25 protein-coding genes, 2 tRNA genes and 1 rRNA gene are annotated in these 22,138 nt (G+C 42.4%); 14 read left to right on the top strand and 14 right to left on the bottom strand.

The features are described from left to right. Window positions 1-25: 25 nt before the first annotated feature. On the bottom strand, window positions 26-1,468 hold the full coding sequence (locus C2M33_RS10285; RefSeq protein ID WP_063700597.1) for an aminotransferase-like domain-containing protein: 1,443 nt from the start codon (window positions 1,466-1,468) through the stop codon (window positions 26-28). A 101-nt stretch (window positions 1,469-1,569) separates the two neighbouring features. On the opposite strand from C2M33_RS10285, the gene C2M33_RS10280 reads away from it, so the two are divergent. Further along, window positions 1,570-2,499 (top strand): DMT family transporter, encoded by a 930-nt coding sequence (locus C2M33_RS10280; protein ID WP_063700595.1) that lies wholly within the window; start codon window positions 1,570-1,572, stop codon window positions 2,497-2,499. A 54-nt stretch (window positions 2,500-2,553) separates the two neighbouring features. Here the strand turns inward: C2M33_RS10280 and C2M33_RS10275 are convergent, their stop codons facing one another. Continuing rightward, window positions 2,554-3,402 carry a diacylglycerol/lipid kinase family protein gene (locus C2M33_RS10275; protein ID WP_105174403.1) on the bottom strand — a complete coding sequence of 283 codons (849 nt, stop codon included), beginning with the start codon at window positions 3,400-3,402 and terminating at the stop codon, window positions 2,554-2,556. Window positions 3,403-3,726: 324 nt separating this feature from the next. Between C2M33_RS10275 and C2M33_RS21200 the strand changes: the two genes are divergently transcribed. From C2M33_RS21200 to C2M33_RS10250, 5 genes are all read left to right on the top strand, one after another. Further along, complete coding sequence (locus tag C2M33_RS21200) at window positions 3,727-3,867, top strand: hypothetical protein (RefSeq protein WP_167350231.1); 141 nt, start codon at window positions 3,727-3,729, stop codon at window positions 3,865-3,867. Window positions 3,868-4,094: 227 nt separating this feature from the next. Further along, window positions 4,095-4,185: transfer RNA gene (locus C2M33_RS10265), tRNA-Ser, on the top strand. Window positions 4,186-4,238: 53 nt separating this feature from the next. Then, window positions 4,239-4,331 (top strand) — tRNA-Ser (locus tag C2M33_RS10260). 108 nt (window positions 4,332-4,439) lie between these two features. Then, window positions 4,440-4,940 (top strand): DUF4124 domain-containing protein, encoded by a 501-nt coding sequence (locus C2M33_RS10255; RefSeq protein WP_158685581.1) that lies wholly within the window; start codon window positions 4,440-4,442, stop codon window positions 4,938-4,940. A 68-nt stretch (window positions 4,941-5,008) separates the two neighbouring features. After that, a complete protein-coding gene (locus C2M33_RS10250; RefSeq protein ID WP_105174400.1) occupies window positions 5,009-5,773 on the top strand; it encodes an MBL fold metallo-hydrolase in 765 nt (254 codons plus the stop codon). On the opposite strand, the gene C2M33_RS10245 is transcribed toward C2M33_RS10250, so the two are convergent. Beyond that, window positions 5,745-6,863: an aminotransferase class V-fold PLP-dependent enzyme gene (locus tag C2M33_RS10245; protein WP_105174399.1), complete on the bottom strand. Its 1,119-nt coding sequence runs from the start codon at window positions 6,861-6,863 to the stop codon at window positions 5,745-5,747. The genes C2M33_RS10250 and C2M33_RS10245 overlap by 29 nt on opposite strands. Further along, window positions 6,863-8,032 carry a PrnB family protein gene (locus C2M33_RS10240; RefSeq protein WP_105174398.1) on the bottom strand — a complete coding sequence of 390 codons (1,170 nt, stop codon included), beginning with the start codon at window positions 8,030-8,032 and terminating at the stop codon, window positions 6,863-6,865. Before C2M33_RS10240 ends, C2M33_RS10245 begins: the two co-directional genes overlap by 1 nt. A 113-nt stretch (window positions 8,033-8,145) precedes the next feature. Between C2M33_RS10240 and C2M33_RS10235 the strand changes: the two genes are divergently transcribed. The 3 genes from C2M33_RS10235 (at window position 8,146) to C2M33_RS10225 (ending at window position 11,179) form a co-directional block, all read left to right on the top strand. Next, window positions 8,146-8,607 (top strand): Lrp/AsnC family transcriptional regulator, encoded by a 462-nt coding sequence (locus C2M33_RS10235; protein WP_105174397.1) that lies wholly within the window; start codon window positions 8,146-8,148, stop codon window positions 8,605-8,607. 68 nt (window positions 8,608-8,675) lie between these two features. Beyond that, window positions 8,676-10,043 carry an alpha/beta hydrolase gene (locus C2M33_RS10230; RefSeq protein WP_105174396.1) on the top strand — a complete coding sequence of 456 codons (1,368 nt, stop codon included), beginning with the start codon at window positions 8,676-8,678 and terminating at the stop codon, window positions 10,041-10,043. After that, on the top strand, window positions 10,040-11,179 hold the full coding sequence (locus tag C2M33_RS10225; RefSeq protein WP_105174395.1) for a GNAT family N-acetyltransferase: 1,140 nt from the start codon (window positions 10,040-10,042) through the stop codon (window positions 11,177-11,179). Before C2M33_RS10230 ends, C2M33_RS10225 begins: the two co-directional genes overlap by 4 nt. On the opposite strand, the gene C2M33_RS10220 is transcribed toward C2M33_RS10225, so the two are convergent. Further along, window positions 11,156-11,746 carry a DUF938 domain-containing protein gene (locus C2M33_RS10220; protein WP_105174394.1) on the bottom strand — a complete coding sequence of 197 codons (591 nt, stop codon included), beginning with the start codon at window positions 11,744-11,746 and terminating at the stop codon, window positions 11,156-11,158. The two genes, C2M33_RS10225 and C2M33_RS10220, sit on opposite strands and share 24 nt — an antisense overlap. 183 nt (window positions 11,747-11,929) lie before the next feature. On the opposite strand from C2M33_RS10220, the gene C2M33_RS10215 reads away from it, so the two are divergent. The 5 genes from C2M33_RS10215 to C2M33_RS10195 all read left to right on the top strand — a co-directional run bounded on the left by C2M33_RS10215 (window position 11,930) and on the right by C2M33_RS10195 (window position 15,031). Next, window positions 11,930-12,124: a hypothetical protein gene (locus tag C2M33_RS10215; protein WP_054554610.1), complete on the top strand. Its 195-nt coding sequence runs from the start codon at window positions 11,930-11,932 to the stop codon at window positions 12,122-12,124. 106 nt (window positions 12,125-12,230) lie between these two features. Further along, window positions 12,231-12,596, top strand: a complete 366-nt coding sequence (locus tag C2M33_RS10210) for a hypothetical protein (protein WP_054554609.1) — start codon at window positions 12,231-12,233, stop codon at window positions 12,594-12,596. Window positions 12,597-12,604: 8 nt separating this feature from the next. Continuing rightward, the gene (locus C2M33_RS10205) at window positions 12,605-13,981 is read left to right on the top strand and encodes a class II fumarate hydratase (protein ID WP_105174393.1); all 1,377 of its coding nucleotides are present in this window, start codon (window positions 12,605-12,607) and stop codon (window positions 13,979-13,981) included. A gap of 149 nt (window positions 13,982-14,130) precedes the next feature. After that, window positions 14,131-14,616 (top strand): hypothetical protein, encoded by a 486-nt coding sequence (locus C2M33_RS10200; protein ID WP_054554607.1) that lies wholly within the window; start codon window positions 14,131-14,133, stop codon window positions 14,614-14,616. A gap of 13 nt (window positions 14,617-14,629) precedes the next feature. Continuing rightward, window positions 14,630-15,031, top strand: coding sequence for a hypothetical protein (locus tag C2M33_RS10195; RefSeq protein ID WP_058585357.1), 402 nt, complete (start codon window positions 14,630-14,632; stop codon window positions 15,029-15,031). Here C2M33_RS10195 and C2M33_RS10190 read toward each other — a convergent pair. From C2M33_RS10190 to rrf, 9 genes are all read right to left on the bottom strand, one after another. Next, a complete protein-coding gene (locus C2M33_RS10190; RefSeq protein ID WP_054554683.1) occupies window positions 15,024-15,209 on the bottom strand; it encodes a hypothetical protein in 186 nt (61 codons plus the stop codon). The genes C2M33_RS10195 and C2M33_RS10190 overlap by 8 nt on opposite strands. A gap of 65 nt (window positions 15,210-15,274) precedes the next feature. Beyond that, entirely contained in the window at window positions 15,275-15,592 is a 318-nt protein-coding gene (locus tag C2M33_RS10185; protein WP_063700569.1) for a hypothetical protein, read from the bottom strand. Next, window positions 15,589-16,227, bottom strand: coding sequence for a hypothetical protein (locus C2M33_RS10180; RefSeq protein ID WP_055199258.1), 639 nt, complete (start codon window positions 16,225-16,227; stop codon window positions 15,589-15,591). The genes C2M33_RS10185 and C2M33_RS10180 overlap by 4 nt, the downstream gene beginning before the upstream one ends. A 71-nt stretch (window positions 16,228-16,298) precedes the next feature. Continuing rightward, a complete protein-coding gene (locus C2M33_RS10175) occupies window positions 16,299-16,991 on the bottom strand; it encodes a PspA/IM30 family protein (protein ID WP_063700567.1) in 693 nt (230 codons plus the stop codon). A 24-nt stretch (window positions 16,992-17,015) separates the two neighbouring features. Beyond that, complete coding sequence (locus C2M33_RS10170; protein ID WP_063700564.1) at window positions 17,016-17,429, bottom strand: YjfI family protein; 414 nt, start codon at window positions 17,427-17,429, stop codon at window positions 17,016-17,018. A gap of 79 nt (window positions 17,430-17,508) precedes the next feature. Further along, window positions 17,509-19,161: a polyamine aminopropyltransferase gene (locus tag C2M33_RS10165; protein WP_420820056.1), complete on the bottom strand. Its 1,653-nt coding sequence runs from the start codon at window positions 19,159-19,161 to the stop codon at window positions 17,509-17,511. 73 nt (window positions 19,162-19,234) lie between these two features. Beyond that, the gene (locus C2M33_RS10160; protein ID WP_062566277.1) at window positions 19,235-20,134 is read right to left on the bottom strand and encodes a DUF350 domain-containing protein; all 900 of its coding nucleotides are present in this window, start codon (window positions 20,132-20,134) and stop codon (window positions 19,235-19,237) included. A 30-nt stretch (window positions 20,135-20,164) separates the two neighbouring features. Beyond that, a complete protein-coding gene (locus tag C2M33_RS10155; RefSeq protein WP_063700561.1) occupies window positions 20,165-21,097 on the bottom strand; it encodes a hypothetical protein in 933 nt (310 codons plus the stop codon). A gap of 769 nt (window positions 21,098-21,866) precedes the next feature. Further along, window positions 21,867-21,981, bottom strand: a 5S ribosomal RNA gene (gene rrf, locus C2M33_RS10150). Window positions 21,982-22,138 lie beyond the last annotated feature (157 nt).

Below are 22,138 nucleotides of genomic sequence, written 5' to 3'. Positions count from 1 at the left end.
CGCGCAGAGCTTGCTCTGCGCTTTTTTATTTTTTGGCCAACACAGTCAGTTGCGATAACGTTTTAATCGCCTGCTCTAAGTTTTCAGACCAAGGCAAGCCATAACTTAAACGAAAACAGCTACGGTACTTTTTACCCGCTGAGAATATCAACCCTGGTGTAATGCTGATCCCCGCCTCTAGTGCCAAATGGAATAACTTTACCGCATCATATTGGCTACCAAGGTCAACCCAGATAACACAGCCCCCTTGCGGGTTACTAATACGCGCACAATTTGGCATATATTGCTGCAGGCACCAAATCATGCGCTCTTTGTTGGTGCTTAAGCGCTGTCTAAGCAAACGAATGTTACGGTCGTACTCTCCGCTGGCTATAAACTCATACAAGGTCCACTGGTTTATAAGTGGCGCAGAGCAACTAAGCGCGCGTTTATGCCGTCTTGCTTGTTCTGCAAACTTACCGGCAATGATCCAACCTATGCGGTAACTGGGGGCAGCTGTTTTTGAAAACGACGCGCAGGTGATCACTAAGCCCTTTTTTGAATAGGCCTGTGCAGGCGTCGCACGCTTGGCTGTAAAATGTAAGTCGCCATAAACATCATCCTCAATAAGCACCACGTCGCGCTGCTCCAAAAGTGCCACCAATTGTTCACGCTTGGCATCAGGCATAAAGCTGCCAACCGGGTTATTTAATGAGGTAGAAAATACACAGGCTTTTATATCATGCTCATCGAGTGCTTGAGCCAAATCATCTAGCCATATTCCTTCATCAGGACACAGCGGTATTTCCAGTGCCTTTAAGCCTAAGCTTTCGATTAATTCGATAATGCCAAAATAGCAAGGCGACTCGATAGCAATAACATCTCCGGGTTTAGCGACACACTTAAGGGCTATCGCCAACGCCTCTTGAGCGCCATTGGTGATCACTAATTCATCGCTATCAACCCCAATGCCGAAGTCTAAATAACGATGAATGAGTTGTTTTTTAAGTGGTGCAAAGCCATCCATCGGACCGTAATTAATTGCCGATGCCCCAGCGAGTGTCATTACCCGACGCATGGTTCTTGCCAATGCTTTATCTGTCGGTGCAGCAGCCACAGGATTGGCAATACCAAATGGCACCACATTAGCTTTGTGGATAGCACTATATACTTGTTCTATTAAGCCTTGTTTGTTGACTGTGGTAGGTTCTCGACTCAGCCTGACTCGCTTTGGCCGCGACTGATTTAATTGTGAAGACTTTAAAAAGTAACCTGACTTTTCTCTGGCTTCAATTAGCCCCTGTCCTTCAAGTAATTGATAAGCTTGTTTTACCGTCGGAATACTAATGTTGAGCTTGTCTGCCATTTTTCTGAGTGAAGGTAATTTTTCACCTGGTAATAACGAGCCTTGCAAGCAAAGATCTCTAACTAGCTGAATAACTTGTTGATATAAGAACTCACTGTTACTACGACTGATAACTTGTGACATAGCCCACCAAACTGTATAGGTTGCATTTCTAGTTTTCTGTATATGTTAAGTATACAGAAGCGAACTAAAATGAACATACTTTCAATTTTTAGGTACTAACTATGAAAAGCGCCGCTCTCTACCTTGCTACAGTATTGATCTGGGGATCGACTTGGCTAGCTATTGAGTTTCAACTGGGTGATGTCGCTGTTGAGGTCTCTTTATTTTATCGCTTTGCCATTGCAGCCATTTTAATGTGGGCCTTTGTGCTGGTAAAAAAACTCCCTATGCAATATTCACTGCGTGATCACGGATTTTTTGCATTATTGGCTTTATTTAACTTTGGTTTAAATTATTTAGTGCTGTATTGGGCGCAGAACTATCTCACCTCAGCAATGGCCTCAATTGCCTTTTCGATGTTGCTATTAATGAACATTATTAACACCCGCTTGTTCTTCGCCAAGCCAATTGCAAAACGAATTTACTTTGGCGCACTACTTGGCGTAATGGGTATTGCCAGCTTGTTTTGGCCACAAATTCAGCAATTCGACTTGAGTAATGGTGCGTTGGTCGGGTTACTACTTGCGCTGTCTGGGACCTTTGTGGCTTCATTGGGAAATATGGTCAGCGTTCGAAACTCTCAGCGTAATATTGGCGTACTTCAGGGCAATGCCTGGGGCATGTTGTACAGCGCTTTAGGGCTAGCTGCTTATGTTTTAGTAAGCGACGTTGAGCTGACATTGAATGCCCCAACCAGTTATTGGGTATCGCTCTTCTATTTAGCAGTATTTGGTACCGTAATCGCATTTGCTTGTTACTTCGCGCTACTTAAAAATATCGGCCCTGAGCGAGCAAGCTATGTAATCGTATTGTTCCCGCTGGTTGCAGTGGTTTTAAGCACCTTATTTGAAGGATTCGAATGGCAAGCGAATACCTTTATGGGATTTAGCTTGGTGTTATTCGGAAATGCTATCGTGCTAACTCCAACTCGACAAATTAAAGCATTTTTTGCTGCACGTAACCTACAGCAAAAAAGCTCCATCCCCAGTTAGAAGTGACTATGTCGCCTCTAACACCAAGCGCTGGCAAATTTTGCCGGCGCTTTTTTATGGCACATGAAAACGAAGTGCTTGTTTGTGAATCTTAACTTTAGCCGGAGTAAAACCAACGAGCTCACCATCGGCTTCTATAGCCAGTCCTTTCGTGGTGATCTCGGCAGTCGTTAAACGGGTATATTCCAGCGCGTGCAAACTATGATGCTTTACGAGCAGTAAATACAAAAAGCTGAGCAGGTTTTTCAATAAACCGCCAGCTGGCATGCAGTAGCAATCAAGCTGACCATCATTTAACTTTGCCCGAGGGGCAATCTTTAAGCCACCACCAAAGTAATGATGATTAGCAAAAATCGTCGCTAAATTACTGTAGTTGAGTGCTTTACCATTAAACTCACCCTGAAGTGATCGTGCCCGAAATGAAAATAGCTGTTTGATGCCCTGCCAAGTGTAGCCAAACGAGCTAAAACTTCCGGCTTTATTTAGTTTAGTCACGACTTCAGCGTCAAAACCTATTCCCGCCACATTAATAAAATAGCGTTGATTGATTTGTCCAACATCGATTAATTCTGTACGGCTATTAAAAACAGCGTCATACCAAGCCTGTTGTTTACACGCAAAGCCACGAGCAAAATCATTTCCTGTGCCTGCTGGAATTAACGCGATAGAACAGCGACTCGTCATTAATGCATTAACGGCTAAATGCAGCGTCCCATCACCACCAATCACCACAACTTGAGTCTGGTTTTTAGCCAAAAGCGCAATATCAGCGCAATCATTCTCAAACTTGCCTGTGGTTAAATACAATTCAGGCTCAATCTGTCTTTTTTTACATTCTTTTAGTAGCCAATCAACACTGTTTTTATGATTTTTTTTGTCACTTGGCTTTATTATTATCAACATCAACGGTTACTTCTTTTCTTGCATGGCAAAAACACCACGCTCGTTCAAATTATATTAATCTGAATAATTAATCACTTTCTCACTCTAAAAACGCATAAATAAAAACACCAAAAGCTAAAAACCTTTATTTACTTACACTTCAACGCAAATGCAATTGCATAAGCATGCAGAGCAATGTGTATTTAAAAACTTAACCCCATGTTAATAAAAGGCTTTCAGATTAGAAAAAGTTATCCGACAGACTCAATTTTTATCGTTTTATTTTTGTCCAGTTTGGTTGCAAAATACTCACGTTTTCAACCAAACACAACCCGGAGCAAAGTAATGAACCCAATTAATACATTAAACCAAAACGCTGCAGCTCATGTTGCCGTAAAACCAACAAACCGCAAAGCAAAAATGTTGGCAAAACTAAATCGCTACGGCAAAAAGTTAGCTCTTGGCGGCGCAGTACAACACAAGTAATCCCCAACCATGGTTACTTTATCGGTGCAGTAAACACCCAACCACTAACGAAGATCCTTCTTTAGCTCCTCCGTTTACTGCCCCAACCCCCTTCTTTTAAGTTAAAAACAGCAAATAATTAAACCTTTTTACAAAAAACACCCTCTTTACGCTCAAAAAACAAGCAAACAAACTTTTTCCTATTTACACAGCCGATTCAGCTAAGTATTATTCTCGCATCACGATGTGGAGAGATGGCAGAGTGGTCGAATGCACCGGTCTTGAAAACCGGCAGGGGTTTGTAGCCCCTCTAGGGTTCAAATCCCTATCTCTCCACCACTTATTTTTATTTGTTGATTTATTTCAGCAAATTACAATCAGAATTATGCGCTGGAGAGGTGGCCGAGTGGCCGAAGGCGCTCCCCTGCTAAGGGAGTATAGGGTTTGTAGCTCTATCGAGGGTTCGAATCCCTCCTTCTCCACCATTTTATTATTAAAAACCGCTTTTAAGCGGTTTTTTTATGCCCGAAACCTTGCACACTTCATTATATTTCATGCATGCTATGTATCTATTTGCTACACAAAGTGATGCTATGTTTCGTTTTGCATTTTTTACTCTTGCCCTATTTGCCAGCGCCAACAGTCAGGCCACTATTTATAAGTGCATGATTGACGGGGTTGCCACCTTTACAGAGCAGCCTTGTGGTAAAGACGCAGTAATCGTGAAAATTGCACCGCCACCAGCAACTAACCAACCCCCAGCCACAGAGCAGCCGCCAAATCCACAAAAGCCAGCGGACTTAAGTGTTGAGGATTATTTAAAAATTCAAAAAGCCGATCGCGAAATAGACCGCCTTCAGTTAGAAATCAAAGAACTACAAAAACAACAAAGTGAACGCATCGATAAACTCAATAATATGACGCAAGATGCCGCAAACAGGTTAGGTGCGCCTTCTATTGAAGATGCTATCAGCAAACAAAGTGAGCGTATTAACGCTTATTATAAAAGCCAAATCACCATCCTCGAAAAACAGGTAGCACAGTTAGAAGAAGGCAAGAAACAGCTAACTGAGCAAAACAGCCAGCCCAATTAGTCTAGCTTACTAAAACTGGTCAGACATGATATAACTGGTTTGCTGATTAAGTTTAGGGATCAATCGTTTTGCAAATTCACACGCTCGAAGGTTATATTCAAAATATCTATTTGGTTGAATATCCAGATAAATTGATGCTGCTTGATGGGTGTTGCCGTGCTGATGTGAATACTGTATTTGACTATATTACCGAGCAACTCAAGCGCCCCATCACAGACTTAAAACTGATAGTAGTCACCCATATGCACCCCGATCATGCCGGTGGAGCGCATGCATTAAGAAAGTTAAGCGGTGGCAAAATAGCTACGTCGAACGCCCCTGGGCAATGGTATAGAGGCATTGATGGTTTTTTAATGCATTTAACCGATATCGCTTTGGCTTGGTGGGTCGCCGGTAGGTTAAATAAAAAACGCCACAATCTTTGGTACAGCCGCCATTTAGATGCAGATTATTACCTTGCCACAGATGCAACCCTACCGGGCTTTGACGATTGGCAAGCACTGCATAGCCCAGGTCATACAGACCGAGATATTAGTCTGTATCATATTCCTAGCGAGCGAATTTACATTGCTGATTTATTGGTCAAAGTAAAAGGGCAGCTTGTGCCACCCTTTCCTGTTTTTTACCCAAAGCTGTATTTAAACTCTTTGTTGATGCTAAAAGCGCTGCAACCAAAACGAATTATGTTTGCCCACAGTAACGAAGTTAGTATTGATGACATCGACTTTGAGCAAATTTTAGCGCTGGTCCCCGAAAAACCAATGACGCACTGGCGTTCCGTCAAAGCAAAGGCCCGACAAGCACTTAATTTAAAGCGCTTTTCACAGTCTTGATAAATTTATCAATATCCTGCTGATCATTATAAATATGAGCTGAAACTCTTAAACCTAAGTGACGTTCATCAACCGCAATATTCGCTGCAATAAGCGCAGCTTTGACAGCGGCTTGTTGCTCGCCAAAATGCATAATGGCCGTTCCAGAACATTTGTCAGCCTGTATTGGTGAACGCATATAATCAGCTAATTGATCATGAAACTGCGCGAGCATTGCTAAGTTATGAGCGCGTACTTTCTCAATACCAAGATCAGCAAAGTAATTAATACTATGCGAAGCCAAAATATAAGGTGCAACTGAGGGTGTGCCACCCCAAAAGCGCAACGCGGTTTGATGATAAGCAAAGTGCTTAATATCAAACTCAAACGGATTTTGATGAGAAAACCAGCCAACATCTTGTGGCTGACAAAGTGATAGCTGCTTGCTGTTAACCCATAAATAAGCAGCACCCGGTCCACCACATAGCCATTTGACACTCGAGCCCAACATAAAGTCGGCATCTAGCTTAGTTAAGTCGACCTCTAAAATACCTGCAGACTGCGCAACATCAAGTAAGCTCAATGTGTTGTGTTGTTTCGCGATATTTATAATTTCATGAATAGGCGCTTGCTGACCCGTGTTTGAATAAACATGGCTAATAAAGACTAAATCAATATCATTATTCGCTAAATATGACTGCCAAACCTGCGCATCGGCTAAGTCTTCATGCTTATCAATAAACACGATTTCAGCACTTTCAGGTAGGGCTTTTTGCATTGCAAAACCCATGCTTGGAAAATCACTTTCTGCCATCAACACTTTGCAATTTTCTTGTTGAAGTCGCGGGTGCGACATCAAAAGCTTAGTTAAACCACTCGATAAGTTAACTTGTGGGCAAAATAGCTCACTGTGCGAGTTAAATAATTTAGCGAGACTACTCGTAAATGCCTCGACACCTTGCAGCCACTGTTGCCATGGTTCTTTATTTTCATTTTGCCAAGCGGCAAAAAACTGCTGATGAAAATGCTGCTCAGCAGATTTTAATGGTCGCCCAACAGAGTGGTTAAGCAAATAGCTGCCTTGTGGAATTACAAAATCGTTTTTGTTCATTACTTAATCCACTGTTTTAACTTAGTTAAGTCATCGAAACGAGTGCGAATATCATCCCGCTTTGCTGCCGCACGGCGATCACGCAACTGCTCTAGTGAGTTTAGTAACACATGCAAAGGCGGCCCACTGGCTGTGACTTTATCCATATGTTGTTGCTGCATTTGCTGTGAAGGCTGCGCAATATATTTACTGACCAATTGATTATGATGGCCAATGGCAGTATCACCATGCAGTTTACACACTTGAATGAACAGCTTTAAGTTAGTTTGTAACCATTCACTATCGCGCTCAGCTTCTGCCGCTAAGAAGTCATCCATAATACTTGTCATACGCATGCTCTCACGCAGGATCTGCTGATCTTCAGGCATCATATACAAGAATTTATCCACCAGCATTTGCGAGTAACTAGGTTCATTAGCAAAGCAAAGACCAAGTAATAAATCGATGACATTAATGCCCGCAAAATCACCGGCATTCGCACCTCGATATACCTCTTTACCTACTCGGTACGGCTTGTAATACGGACGTACACAATAGAAAAAACGGTCTGTGTCGAGCTTGTTATATAGCGCATTATTCGAATCAATCACATCAAGCAGCGCTTGTTTTGCTACTGCCAGTAAATCAGCCGTGATAGGGTGCGATATCCCTAACGGCTGAATTTTTAATAAAGCATCTGCCGCGCGCTTATACGCTAAAATGCCCTTGGTGTTGTAATCGACAAAGATTTTCTCATCTTCAAGGTCAGTAAAGCGCTTATACAAACCATCAACCGCTTTATTGTGGGTGGTTAAATGCGCCGTTGCAAATCGCGGGGTTACACCAATAGATGCACCGATGTGCATTGCCAACGCAGAGGCTTCAACAAGCGGTGAGCTTGTTTCACGAGAAGGCTCAGTGATTTCATGTCGACGGCATGCCGCCATATACAAACCAACATTACCTAATAAATCGAAGGCGTTATCAAAGCCTTCATCGGTATTGCCCTCAGCCAGTAAAGCACAAATATGCTCATTACCCTCTTGCTCTAATTGACGTTTAAGGTGCTCACCGACACCCTCTACATTCGCTTTATCGTCTTGTTGCCAATATAGTTTTTCTAATTCGCTGTTGATTTCAACAAAACGGGTGCGAAGCCAGCTATCAAATGCCTTGGTGTTCTCAGTCACAGGCTCACTCCAAAATAATTATATTGCGATAATGTTAACAGAGTTCAATGAGTGCTAATCGCCAAAATATAGACTAGAATCCACCTAGATTAGTGAAAATCACTCAAATTAAAATGAAATTAGACAAAAAAGACCAACAACTACTTAATGCTCTACAAGACAATGCAAGAACTTCTGTCTCGGAGCTGGCCCAGTCTGTTAGCCTGTCAGATACCCCTTGCCTTCGCCGCATTAAAAAGCTCGAATCAGCAAATGTGATCAGCGGTTATCATGCTGCCATCAATCCTAAAGCCGTTGATTTAAATGTGTCTGTGTATGCCTTTGTTCGCTTAAACCAAAACTCTGTTGCCGCTGCTGAGCAATTTGAGCAGCAGGTTGAGAAGCTTGAACATGTGCTTGAGTGCTCTGTTATTTCAGGCAGTTATGATTATCTACTCAAGATTATTGCCGCTGATTTAGAAAGCTATGAAAGCTTTGTGAAACATAAATTAGGTAGTATTGATTGTATTGCTAACATCGAGTCGACGGTGGTTTTAAAACAAGCGTTCACTAAGCGTCATTTACCGCTCGCTTGACGCAGCTTGCTTGCAAATAAAACATAACTCGATAAGCTAAAAACAGGCTTTAAAAGGATGCTTAAAATATGAAATTCATCAACTTAGTTGCTCTTTCTTGGGCCATCAGTGGACTATTTAGCAGCCCATTAATGGCACAGCAACAAACCTGCCTTACTCAGCTTGAAGACCAAGCACTAATGATGAAAAGTAAGCGCGAAGGGCTATTTAGAGAGCCATTACCACGCAGCCATAGCACCTTTAGCTATAATGTCGAGCAAGCATTTAGTGACTATTTAACCGCTGCGTACCTGCAAATTAGTAGCGAAAATCCGCGTGCTAGTTTGCCATGCCCTGTTTACACCGACACCTATCAGCAGCTTGTTGCACAAGGCGCTCGACCAGCTAACGCGACTGTTGCTGATTTAATAAGCCCATTTGAACTTAAACACGCCAACAGCCGTAAAGCCGTGCTCTTGATCCACGGTTTAACCGATTCACCCTTTACCTATCACGACCTTGCACAGGTGTATTATCAGCAAGGTTATACGGTGCGAACAATTTTACTACCTGGGCATGGTACTGCTCCTGCAGCACTTAGAGACATCGATGCCGATGATTGGCAAAAGGCTAGCGTATATGCTATTGAGCGCACATTAAAAGACTTTGATCAGGTGATATTAGGGGGCTACTCAACCGGTGCTGCACTGGTTATTGATTACTTAACTCAAGGCCCGGTCGATAATAAAATTACGGCTGCTATGTTGTTTTCACCCGCAAGCGAGCCACACAATAAAAACGGTTGGCTGGCGAAATGGGTCGATGCGATTCCATTTGTGAATTGGATTGATAAAGATGCGGACCTTGATTTTGCCAAGTATGAGTCGTTTCCATTTAGTGCTGCCTCAGCTAGTCACGAAGCAATGAGCCGTATTAGCCTTGATGAACTACGTCATCGCCAACTGCCTAATGTAGCGATATTTAGTACCTTTAGTGATATTGACACCACAATAGATAACCAAGCAACCTTTAAGATTTTAACTAAGCTGCACGACCCAAAAACGCGCAAGAATAATCAGCTTGATCGCCTTGTATACTATGGGGATGACAAAAACATCCCAGCTAGCTTTCCAGCTGATTACCAAATAATTCGTGATGACTGCGACACCGATGACTGTAAAAAAATCAAAGGGATGTCACACATTGGTATTGTTAATAAACCCAGCAACCCTTACTACGGTCGTAAAGCTTTGTATCGCAATTGCGGAAGCTACTTAGATGACGACACGCTTTATACAGCCTGCAAATACCAAAAAGACGTTGTGATGGGTGAGCGCACAGCCGAAAATTTACAAGCGCACAAGCCCTTTGCACGACTCACGTTTAATCCTTATTTCGATAAGCTTGCTATGCATATCAACGGTTTCATCAAAGATATTGAATCGGCTGCACAATGAGTGAGTTTAGCCACCGCTGGTTTAATCAAATAAGCGAGATTGATGCAGCCCTTTGGCAATCATTTTTTGATGATACGCCCTTAACAGAACACGCTTTTTTAGCTGCTTTAGAACAAGCAGGCTGTGTGAGTGAAGAGTCGGGCTGGCAACCCATGCACCTAGCAATTTACCAGCAAGAACAAGTCATAGCCCTACTACCCGGGTATTTAAAACACCACTCTTATGGTGAATATGTATTTGACTGGGCTTGGGCTGAAGCCTATCAACAACATGGCCTAGAGTATTACCCTAAATGGCTGTGTGGCGTACCCTTCACACCTATTGCAGGGCAACGAATTAGTATAAATCACAATAAACCCGCTGAAGTCTATGCGTATATTCAGCACATACTCACAGCAACGGCAGCGCAATTAGACTGGTCAGGTTGGCATATAAATTTTTGCCACCAGCAACAAGCGACAGTATTAACTAGCGACACCGTAATGCAACGTCATGGCGTGCAGTTTCAGTGGTTTAATGAAGGCTATAATGACTTTGAGGACTTTTTAGCTTCACTCACCGCAAGAAAACGTAAATCGCTCAAAAAAGAACGCGCTAAAATAGCTGAACAACAGATAACCATAGAATGGCTCGAAGGCGCTGACATCAACAAACAGCATATGCAGAAATTTAGTCATTTTTACCGCCAAACCTATTTGAAGCGCTCAGGCCACAATGGTTATTTGAATACCGCCTTTTTTGAGTTATTACAGCAAAGCATGGCCGACAAACTGGTATTAATGTTCGCTAAGTATCAAGGAGAAGTGATTGCCGCCACACTCAGTTTTAAAGATCAGAACTGTTTATATGGTCGATACTGGGGAACAAATTATGAGCTTGATAGTTTGCACTTTGAGCTTTGCTATTACCAAGGCATTGAGTACTGCATTACCAATAAACTTAAGCAGTTCCATTCTGGCGCGCAAGGTGAGCATAAAATAAGCCGCGGTTTTAAGCCCGTAAATACCTATTCATTGCATCATATTCAGCACACTGAGTTTGCAGCTGCCATTAGCGATTTTATTACTAGAGAACGCCAACATATGGCGCTCTATAAAGCCCAATGCGAAAGCTTACTGCCTTTTAAACAGCAATAATTGGTTATTCGCTGGCATTTGCACATCTTCAACAAAGGTTAAGCCAGCTTGCTCTGCAAGTTGGCAAATCGCTTCAAAATCACGGATTGCACTATGTGCATCTTGCTGTTTTAAAAAAGCATCGAATTCTGCATTACTGGCACTGGTATACTTACCTTGGTATTTAAATGGTCCATAAATACACAATTTTCCTTTTGGCGCTAAATGCTTTGCTACACCTTGGAAAAAGCGCTCCACCAGTGGCCAGCTAATAATGTGCATTGTATTCGCAGTGAAAATTGCATTCACTGTTTCAACCGGCCAAGGATCATTAAGGTCGAGTGTCAGTGGCGCATGCAAGTTAGTTAATGCAGCTTCTTGATGCCATTGTAAAATCCCCGGGTGATTAACCTCGCGATCACTACAATGCCACTGCAAATGTGCTAAATGCGTTGCAAAATGCACACTATGTTGCCCAGTACCTGAGCCGACTTCTAATACATCCGTCACATCAGAAAAGAACGCTTCTAATACGTTTAAAATAGGTAATTTGTTGTTTTCACAGGCTTGAGAGAAGGGTTTATCCATACAAATTAGTGCACCATGTTTGGTAATTAGTGCACAACAGTAAAGCAAAAATAAATAATAAAGTCGCGGTGAATTTATTAGTTAAAAATATAAAACCATTATTTTCAACAAGTTAAATTTATTGATAAATATTGGTACAGCTTATGCTATTTCCTAAGTGAGTTAACCAATAGGAGCAATATTATGTATATCTCACCCTACACCGCTGTAGATGCAGCACTTGCAGCCAGCGAACGTGCTGAAAGCGAAAAAGCCGCCTTAACAAGTTGTGACGACAGAGCAACCGTGATCGATCTTCTTTCTCAATGTAACAAAGAAAATGTACAGGCGCCGAAAAAACATGAAACAGACCAGATTTTTATTCTCGGCTACAATTAATCACACACAGTTAATCCATTCAGTCTTAGCTTCATTACATAAGACTTGCACTAAAACCGATTAACTGTAATGATAACAATTATCATTACAGTTAATCGGTTTTTCTATGCACTCTCACAATGCTATGCTCCATTATCAGCGGCAAATGAAATGTGTTTGCCAAAGACCTGGGCTACATGCCCCTGCACTTGTTGCGAACTATGTTGAAGCGGGTTTAAACATTGCACGCTATTACGAAAAGCATCACAACTTTATTTTGCAAGAGCTGTATCTAAGACGCACCTTTCATGAACTACTTGAAAAGATGTGTGATTCATTAGTGCATAATGCAATTCGTAAACAATGTTTGGCTCAGCTTTATAAACCGCAACTTGCGCTAAAGCGTTACTACAAAACTCATAACTGTATTGAAAAGTATTTCAGTTTGGAGCGAGAAGCGTGCCTTCTCAGCCAAGAATTTAACCCGATTTAGGAGTGTTTATGAGCCAATTTAGAACCGAATCAGATAGCATGGGTGAGCTACAAGTCCCTGCGAATGCTTTGTATCAAGCTCAAACGCAACGCGCTATCAACAATTTTCAAATTAGTGGCTTAGCCATGCCTAAGCAATTTATCACCGCCCTCGCCTACATTAAGCAAGCTGCCGCTCAAAGTAATGCTGCTTTAGGCCATTTGAGCCAAGGTAAAGCCAAAGCCATTGAGCAAGCATGCCAAGAGGTCATCGACGGTAAACATTTTTCAGAGTTTCCGGTTGATGTATTTCAAACAGGCTCTGGCACTAGCTCAAATATGAATGCCAATGAAGTCATTGCAACGCTGGCGAGCCAATTTGCAGGGGAAACCATTCACCCCAACGATGATGTGAACATGGGGCAAAGCTCAAATGATGTGATCCCCACTGCGATTGCTGTAAGTAGCGCTATTAACATCATTTATGAGCTGTTTCCTAAACTCGATAAACTCAGTCAAAGCCTACAAAGCAAACAAGCCGAAGTAGGCCATATTGTTAAAACCGGTCGCACTCATTTAATGGATGCAATGCCCGTGAGTTTTGCACAAACACTGGCGGCATGGCAGTTACAAGTGGATCATGCAATGGCTGGTATTCGCCAAGCTCTTGAGCGAGTTTGTGAACTTGCACAAGGTGGCACAGCAGTTGGTACAGGTATTAATGCCGATCCAGCGTTTGCCGGTGAGTTTTGCCAACACTTGAGTGAGAATGTGGGTATTCGCTTTAGCCCAAGCAAAAACTTCTTTTATAACATCGGTTCACAAGATGCCATTGTTGCGCTGTCAGGTCAGCTAAAGGTACTTGCTGTCGCACAAATGAAAATAGCCAATGACTTACGCTGGATGAACTCAGGCCCACTTGCAGGTCTTGGTGAAATTGAACTTGAAGCTCTACAGCCAGGTTCATCAATTATGCCGGGTAAAGTAAACCCTGTGATCCCTGAAGCGGCAGCGATGGTCAGCGCACAAGTAATTGGCAATGACGCTACCATTACAGTGGCTGGTCAAGCGGGTAACTTTGAGCTTAATGTAATGCTACCTGTGATTGCCTTAAACATTTTGCAAAGTATCGAACTGCTGGCGAATAGCAGTGAAGCACTGGCAGATAAAGCGATTGCCAGCTTTAAAGTAAACCAAAGCAATGTTGATAAAGCGCTCGCTAAAAACCCAATTCTGGTTACTGCACTAAATCCGGTGATCGGCTATAGCAAAGCTGCAAAAATTGCCAAATTAGCTTATCAAGAAGGTCGACCTATTATTGATGTTGCTGCTGAGCATACGGATATTTCGCGCGAAGAACTGAGCGAGTTACTGAACCCAGCCAAACTAACCCAAGGTGGTTTGTAATACCTATTTATTGCAGATAGCTGTAAAACTTTTATCTTATTGTAGCTCTGTGAATACAGAGCTACTTACTGAAAGCTAACGTTTTTATTGCTCCACTTTGAGCAATGTGTATGATAGTGAGTACTTATTCAACGATTTTTAGGTATGTTATGCGCTATCCACTATTGGCAATTTTATTTCCTGTGTTATTAACTGCGTGCTCGGACGCTGCAACTAATGAGCAAGCCGAATCAACGGCAACCAGCAATAAACTTGTCGAGGCACCAAAAGCCGTTGAAATAAAAAACGCTGAGGAAGTGACCAAAGCAGCCCCAGATAAAGCCACTATTAGCTCTGCCCATGAGCAACTTAAACAATTAATCGATGATCCAAGCTGTGACAACAGCAGCCAATGTAAAGTATTACCTGTTGGTAGTCGTGCTTGTGGCGGCCCAAGTAGCTTCATTGTTTATTCAACCAAAACAGCTGACACGGCTGAGGTTGAAAAACTTGCAAAAGATATTACCGCCCTTGAAAAGCAATTTAACGCAGCAAACGACATGATGAGTATTTGTCAGCATCTAACCGCACCAGGTGCGCAGTGTTCTGAGAATACTTGTGTTAGAATCGAAGGCTCAGCGGCAAGTGTATACTAAGGAATAAGCAATAATGGTTCGTTCATCGACTTTCAAGAAACTTTTCATCACCACAACTGTGTTAGCAAGCATTGCTTTAAGCGGTTGCGAAACAACAACGTCGGGTAGCTCTGCGCGCGTTGATCTAGGTGATTTAAATGATCAGCTGAACGATATCGTTAGCAATAATAGCTGTACTGCGAGTTTTCAATGTAAGGTGTTAGAAGTTGGTGAGCGGGCATGTGGTGGCCCAAGTCGCTATGTGGTTTATTCAACGTTGAACAACACACAAGAGCAAGCAGAGCAACTTGCAGAGCGAATTACAGCGGCTGAAAAGTCATCTGATCAAGCATTAACCGTTAACGATTGCTCACCAGTTCTGCCTGTACAATCGCTGTGTATTTCACAACAGTGCCAAGCAATCGAAATTAAGTAAACAATGCAATAAGGCCGGATACTATCACCACGCTGATGATACAAATCCCGGCCTTATAAATGTACTTTACTTGCATTGTATTATGCACCCAATAAGCATAAATGTAGCGAACAAAGTAACTTGCTGCAGTGCCAAATAATGCAAAAATAACTAAATACGCAAGTAAAATAATATCCACAGTCATGCCACTTCTTTAAAACAACTAGTCTCAGTGTAAGGGCTTAAAGAAGTAAAGGCAAAACCCTAGCTTTTTTTGCTGTGTGCAATGAGTAATTCTGCCACTCGCTGTTTCACAGCACGTTTATCATCAGCAGCAACACCAAACCGCTCAGCCAATAAGGCAATCTCTTCATCATTTAAGTTAAACGATAAGCGTTGTCTGGTTTTTTTCGACTTAACGTCGAGCTCCAAAATCTTACGGATCATATCTGATGGCGTAAGCTCTTGGTCAATGGCTTGCTTTTTAATTGATTTTTGCACTTCAGAGCTTAAATCAAATGCCATTTGTGTGGCTCTAACAGCTTGCTCCTGACGCTGCCATTTGGCTTTTGCATCACTCACTTGGCATCCCCAGGAAATAAGTCAACAATATCGCTAATTGGTCTAGTTAACGTCAGTGATACTTCTGTCTCACCGCCTTCCCAGATCTCAATATTTAGACTATGCGATTCATCGTCAGAGCTTAAACAGATCATTTCACACGGCTCACCACCTTCATCTTCATATCGAGGTAAAGGCTTATTACGGTAGTCCTTATTATGGAAATAACACACATAAGGTGCTTCTGATTGTTTATAGCTCGATGCTAAAAAGTGACTAAAACGCTCTGGACTATTTTGTACATTAATTGCCGTTAATTCGTCTTCATCAAAAATACGAGCAAACTCATCAAGGGTAAAAATCTCATCAACATCATCGCGTTGAATTTTGATCGCAAAGTTTGCCCACTGTTCACCGTCATCTGACTCAATTTGCAAAAACACCACTTGGCCAGATTCGCTTTCGAGTACCAACTCATACTCTGCACTACGCTGATACTGATACGTTTGCACATCAATAACACGCAGTGTCTGTCCTTTTAACCAGCTTGGGTAAGCGAACGAATCAATCACTGTTAGCATATCACCAACAAGTAATTGGCTTGGATCAGTAAGCTGACGCTCTGGGGCTTTTTTAGATTTGAAAAAGTTAAACATTGGCTGACTCCTTGTTGAAGCAAAAAAGGTAACCCAGTGCGTGGGTTACCTTTTGTTTTTCCGCTAACAGATTAGCTATTTTGCTTTGCTTTAATACGCGCCAAAATATCCGCGCTTTTCGGGCTCGTATCACCAATACCCGCTTCAGCCATTTTCGCTTTTAAATCATCGCCGTTAGTGTCAGCTTCTAATTGCTTAGCCGCACCTAACTGGTCTTGGCGGTCTTGCTGACGCTGCTTAATACGCTCTAGAGACTCACGTGCTGATGTCATTGATGAGCTATTCGTATTTAGCGTGCTGTTTACAGCCATTGTTGCTTGCTGCACACTTTCAGTCGTTTTAACCATTGTTAATTGACGTTGGTTTTCTTTAATCGACTTTTCAGCTTCTTTAACTTGCTGCTTTAGTTGCACAATGTGGTTACTAAAACCAGCTAACACTTCTTCGTTCTCTGCTTTTTCAGCTTCAAAATCACCGATTTTTTCTGCGATTTCTAATGCAAGAGCTTCGTTACCTTTTTCAAGTGCTTGGCCTGCATACGCTTCATGTTCAGCAATTGATGCATCTAGTGCGCTAATTTTACGCTTCGTTTGCATCTCTTTTGCCATTACTTCAGTCAGGCTTTTCTTAGCACGTTGTAGGGCATTTTGTGCATCAGCAATTTCTTGTTCAAAGATACGGATACCGTTTGCATCAACAATTGCTTGTCCTGCTTCACGAGCGCCACCACGTACAGCTGTAAATAGTTTCTTTAAAATACTCATAATCTTAACTCCAGAAATTGCTAATTAATCGTTTAAATAAATGGTCACGGCTTCAAGTGCATCAATCGCATTGTCTGCCAGTGTTACCAACTCATGGGTAATATCATCAAACGATGAATTAACCGATAACGCGCCAAAAATAGCGTATTTATCATCAATTTTTGCAAATGCGCTTAATGGGATTGGTACATTTAAACGTAGTAACGTTTCGTTTAACTCATTACGCATATCTGCTTGTACTTCGTCTTCAGCAAACAGGTAGCTAATACACAGTAATTGCTCTTCTGTTTGAGTAACAAAGATAGGTAACTCATCATTCCCATCGACGATAACTTGTAACACATCTTGCTCACCTTCGTTGGCAATCAAGAAAGACTCAAAGCTCACACCTTCTGTTTCAAAAGAAGCCAGTTTGATTGATAGTTCATTTAATTCCATGTCTCACCTTTTTACGTTTTGACATATTATGTCTGAGTTAAGATTTGCATAGCCGACATATTATGTCAACTATAAAATATCAATTTTTGTACAATTCGGTTTCAACTTGCCACGCTTGGCGGTAATAATCATATAAGGTTCCAGAACCTAATCTATTGACTTCAATCGTGTTTACTTGTTCAAAAAAATGATTCGGAAACACAAAAGAAGCCAATAAATATTCTTTGCTTACCCAACGAGATGGCACGGGTAATTCGTTAGTTTCACGAATTCGCTGACTTGCTGATTTGCCAGCGGTAGTCGCGATTGTCCAACCCCATTGACCAAACGAAGGAATATTTTGTTGGTATTGCTCAACATAACCAAAACCCGCAGCTTTCATTGTTTTAGCAATACTCAAAAATGCTTTCTTCGCATGATAAGGGGATGTTGATTGCACAGCCACAGCCCCGTCAGGTGCCAATAACTGACGTACATGATTGTAAAAATAGTCACTGTACATCTTATTGAGATCAGGGTGATTAGGGTCTGGTAGGTCAATTAAAATAGTGTCAAAGCGCTCGCCTTTTGCCAGCATTGCTTCGACCTCTAAAAAGGCATCTGCAATGCGAATATCAGCACGAGGGTCGCTCATAGAATGTTTATTTAGCGCTGTTAAACGTGTTCTGATTTTCTCTGGCGCATCATAGTCGCCAACATCATTACCAAATAAGTTTAACAGCTGACCATCTAAGTCAACCAGAGTGACATGCTCTACTGGCCACTTCAAAACATCACGTAATGCAAGCCCGTCACCGCCACCGATGATCAACACGCGGTCATGGCGATTTGAGGCCAACATAGCAGGATAGACAAGCATTGAATGATAAATTTGCTCATCCACACTTGAGAACTGTAAACGACCATTGAGGTAAAGATCAGTAATTGCATTGGGCTGATTGCGACTCAAACGCTCAGTTAACACCAAATGCTGATACTTAGTTGCTTGCGAGTAGATGACTTTATCTTTGTATAAAACATTGCTTAGATTTTTCATCCAGTTAGTGCCAAGCACGAGCACAAACGCAAAAAACACCAACAACAGTACATGGCAAACTAACAGTAACTTAGCGAAGCGAACGTGTTGATGATAGCGCCATAAAAATACGAGGCCGGCAATAATATTAAATAACGCTGTCCACGCTGCTGCTTGCATAATTGGCATCGCGAGCATAATGCTCACCCAAATCGCAGCACCTATACCGGCACCGATATAATCAGCCCCGTAAATGGTGCCCGCATTGTTCTCTAAAAAGCGCCCATAGACTTGCTGGCGAATACGCGCAATTAACGGGATCTCCATACCAATTAATAGCCCAAGTAATAGACCAAACACATAAGGTAAAAAACGAGACCATTCTTGCAGCCTTTCAAACACGTAACCATTAAGTACCGTATCTGCAGGCAGGTTAAATATTTCGGAGAAGATATGCGGCAATGAATAACTGACAGCGATTACACTCGCTATCGCTAAAATACAGCCCATGCCGACCAAAGCAATTATGCTCTCAAGCCAAGCAAAGGCAGTAAACGCATCTTTAAACCATCGCGCTAAAAAGGCACCGATACCCATAGCGACAATCATGGTGCCAATCATGGCATATATGGCACTCTCGACCGAGCCTAATACACGACCAGCATAATGAGATAGCAGGTATTCATAAATAAGGCCGCACCCAGCGAGTACGGCCATAACAGTTATTAATAGGAAATCATGCCCAAGTAGATGAGCTCTACTTGGGGCGCTTGTTGTAGTAGACACTTAATTAGGCACCTAACAAGGTTGCCATAGTCGACCCAATCGCAAATGAGATTGCTGCAGAGATAGCAGCTACACCCACGTTCTTCTGGCGGTTCACTTCGTCTGAAATATCACAACCAGATAGGATGATTTTGATAGTCACTAAGTGTAGTAAAATGAAAGCCACCAAACTCACAGCTGCACTTAATGCCCAGTAACCTAAACTAGCTACAATGTTGTCAGCAGCATAAGGAGCAATACCTGATGCAGCAGTTAATGCCAATGCACTGCCCACTAAAAAGCCAGCGTAACGAATACCCACAGCTAAGTTGCCGTCAATAACCGCTTGTTGTAAACAATCGCCACTGCGATTAGTACGTTTGAATAACTGCACGCGATATTGACTGATCAGTAGCATCGCAATGCTGCCAATCGCAAAAGCTGCGATCACAATTGGAATACCATGCCAACCTTCAGTTGCCACCCAAAATAAAGCTGAGCGAATAACGATAGCCACACTTACTACATGACCAAAATCAATCAATGCAGCAGTCGCATTACCTTTAACGATTTCGTCGTGCAGACTCACTTTACGAAGCGCTACCTTGTCTTGGAAGAAATGACCTAGCTTAATAAGTACAATCGCCATCACACCATATCCAAGCATTTGTAATGCTTCTTGTTGCAAGGTTGGTGCAAATGAGCCGCTGCTCACGCCACTTAGAACAATAGCCAATGCCACAAGTCCTGCCGCAAAGCTAATACCAAAAGCAAAATTATCACGCTCAGTTATTTCATCATTAGCGTGTAAGTTAGATACCCAGCCTTTGATAAATTTTAGGCTGACAAATAAAGCGATAATGATTGCAAAGTCGATTGCTAAAGCTTGCAACGACCAAGTTGTTATTCCATTAAATTCATACATGTGTTGTAACTCCGGTGGTTATTCTTTTCACTACTTACCGCGGCTAATGCCACGTGATGTTCTGCTCGAGCTGTTGCGTAATGACCCAGAGCTTTTACTGTAACTACTGCTAGAAGCATAGCTACTGCGTGTGCGTGGCGGCGTATAGCTGCTACGGCTTAATCCAGATGCACCACTGCGCTTAGTGGCATACGGACTAGTGAATTGTTTACCTTGGCGTTGATAAGACTGTCGAGTACGCGTCTCTACCGTTTGTTGTGCTTTAATCTGTTTTGGGCTTGAATAACGATAACGGCCATAGTCATTGTAATAGCTATACTTTCTATGACGGCTCCAGCGACCATATTCAACTCGGTCGAATACATCGCCCAACATGCGATACATACCGTACCAAACCCAAAAACTGGTACCGCTGCTATTTGTTTGCCATTGCCCATAGTTAGGGTTACCAACTAACTGGTTACCAACACTTTCACCTTCAGCAGCTTCACTAATTGCACCAACCCGCGCTAGTGAGCCTTGCGACATATCGGCAAGCATATTGATAGGATCTGTCAGCGCATCCTGAAATAAAGACGGTTTGGCAGCATCACGAATAAGATCAAGTTGATGAAGGGTATCTTCATAAGGGGGTATTAGATAAGTAGACTTAACCTCAGCTAAGCGTTGTGTAAGACCTGAATAAATAGCCCCTTCACGAGTAGCATCAAGACTAATTACTCGCGCGATCTCAGAAAGTTGCGGCTGCTGCTCAGCAAGCACTTGTCCGTATTGTTTAAGTATCGTCGCATTACGCAAAGAGCCATTATCAAGCGCTGTACCAAGTTGATTTAATTCAACTTCAGCTTTTTCTATGGATTGTTGTATTGTTTGTTTCAGCTGCTCTTCTTTCGACTCACAGCCCATAAGCAAGCTTACCAAACAAAACAGGCTAATAAGTTTCCAAGCTTTTATTTGAGACATTCATGTCACCTGATTGTGGTTTAAAAACGCAAATAGTTTTACATAGCTCAAGTGCTAAACCAAGATTAAAATTGCAACAAAGGGTAAATTGGGTGGTAGGTTACATAAGTTAGCGAGAGTAAAGTTAGCGAGGGGAAAGTTTTAAGGTCTGGCGTAGGTTGGGTAGAGCGCAGCGAAACCCAACACATCACAGAGCTATCAGCTTTCAGCCGTCAGCGATCAGCCGCGCGGTAGAGGTGTTTGGTGCTGAGTCTTCCTCTACTCTAGGTTCTAGGTAAAGTTTACTTGTAGGAATGGCTTTAGCCGTGAATGTGTTTGTTATGGTCTAGATTCGGCACTGAAGTACCTCCTACGGGGTTTGATGCTGAGGGTGACTCTTTACTAAACAACCCCACAGATCAACTGACATCTACTATCTGACGTCTGATGTCTCCTGTCTATTCGGCACTGAAGTGCCTCCTACGGGGTTTGTTGCTGAGGGTGACTCTGTACTAAACAACCCCACAGCTCAACTGACCTCTAATATCTGACGTCTGATATCTCTTGTCTATTCGGCACTGAAGTGCCTCCTACATGGGGTTGTTAGTGAGGGTGACTCTGTACTTAACAACCCCCCTACAGTTCAACTTTACCCTTGCTAACTAGCCACTCGCTAACTGACGTTGGGTTTCGCTGCGCTCTACCCAACCTACCTGGCTGATGGCTGAAAGCTGACAGCTAAAACGCAAAAAAGCCCGACTCTTTCGAATCGGGCTTTCTTTAATTTGGAGCCTGGCGATGTCCTACTTTCACATGGCAAATGCCACACTATCATCGGCGCTGTTTCGTTTCACTACTGAGTTCGGCATGGGGTCAGGTGGGTCCAAAACGCTATTGTCACCAAGCAAATTTGGTTTTAATTCGCTCTTTTGAGCAAATTAATAAATTTGGAATTCTGATATCAAGTAAATGTCTACTTTAGTTTCTTAACTTCTGTCTGTTACGCTGTCATAAAACGCGTTTGGCGTTGTATGGTTAAGCCTCACGGGTAATTAGTACAGG

The organism is Pseudoalteromonas sp. T1lg122 (assembly GCF_002964825.1).
GTDB classification, from domain to species: Bacteria; Pseudomonadota; Gammaproteobacteria; order Enterobacterales; family Alteromonadaceae; genus Pseudoalteromonas; species Pseudoalteromonas gelatinilytica.
Note: the sequence above shows the minus strand (reverse complement) of the source record. Positions and strands in the feature narration are given on the sequence as shown.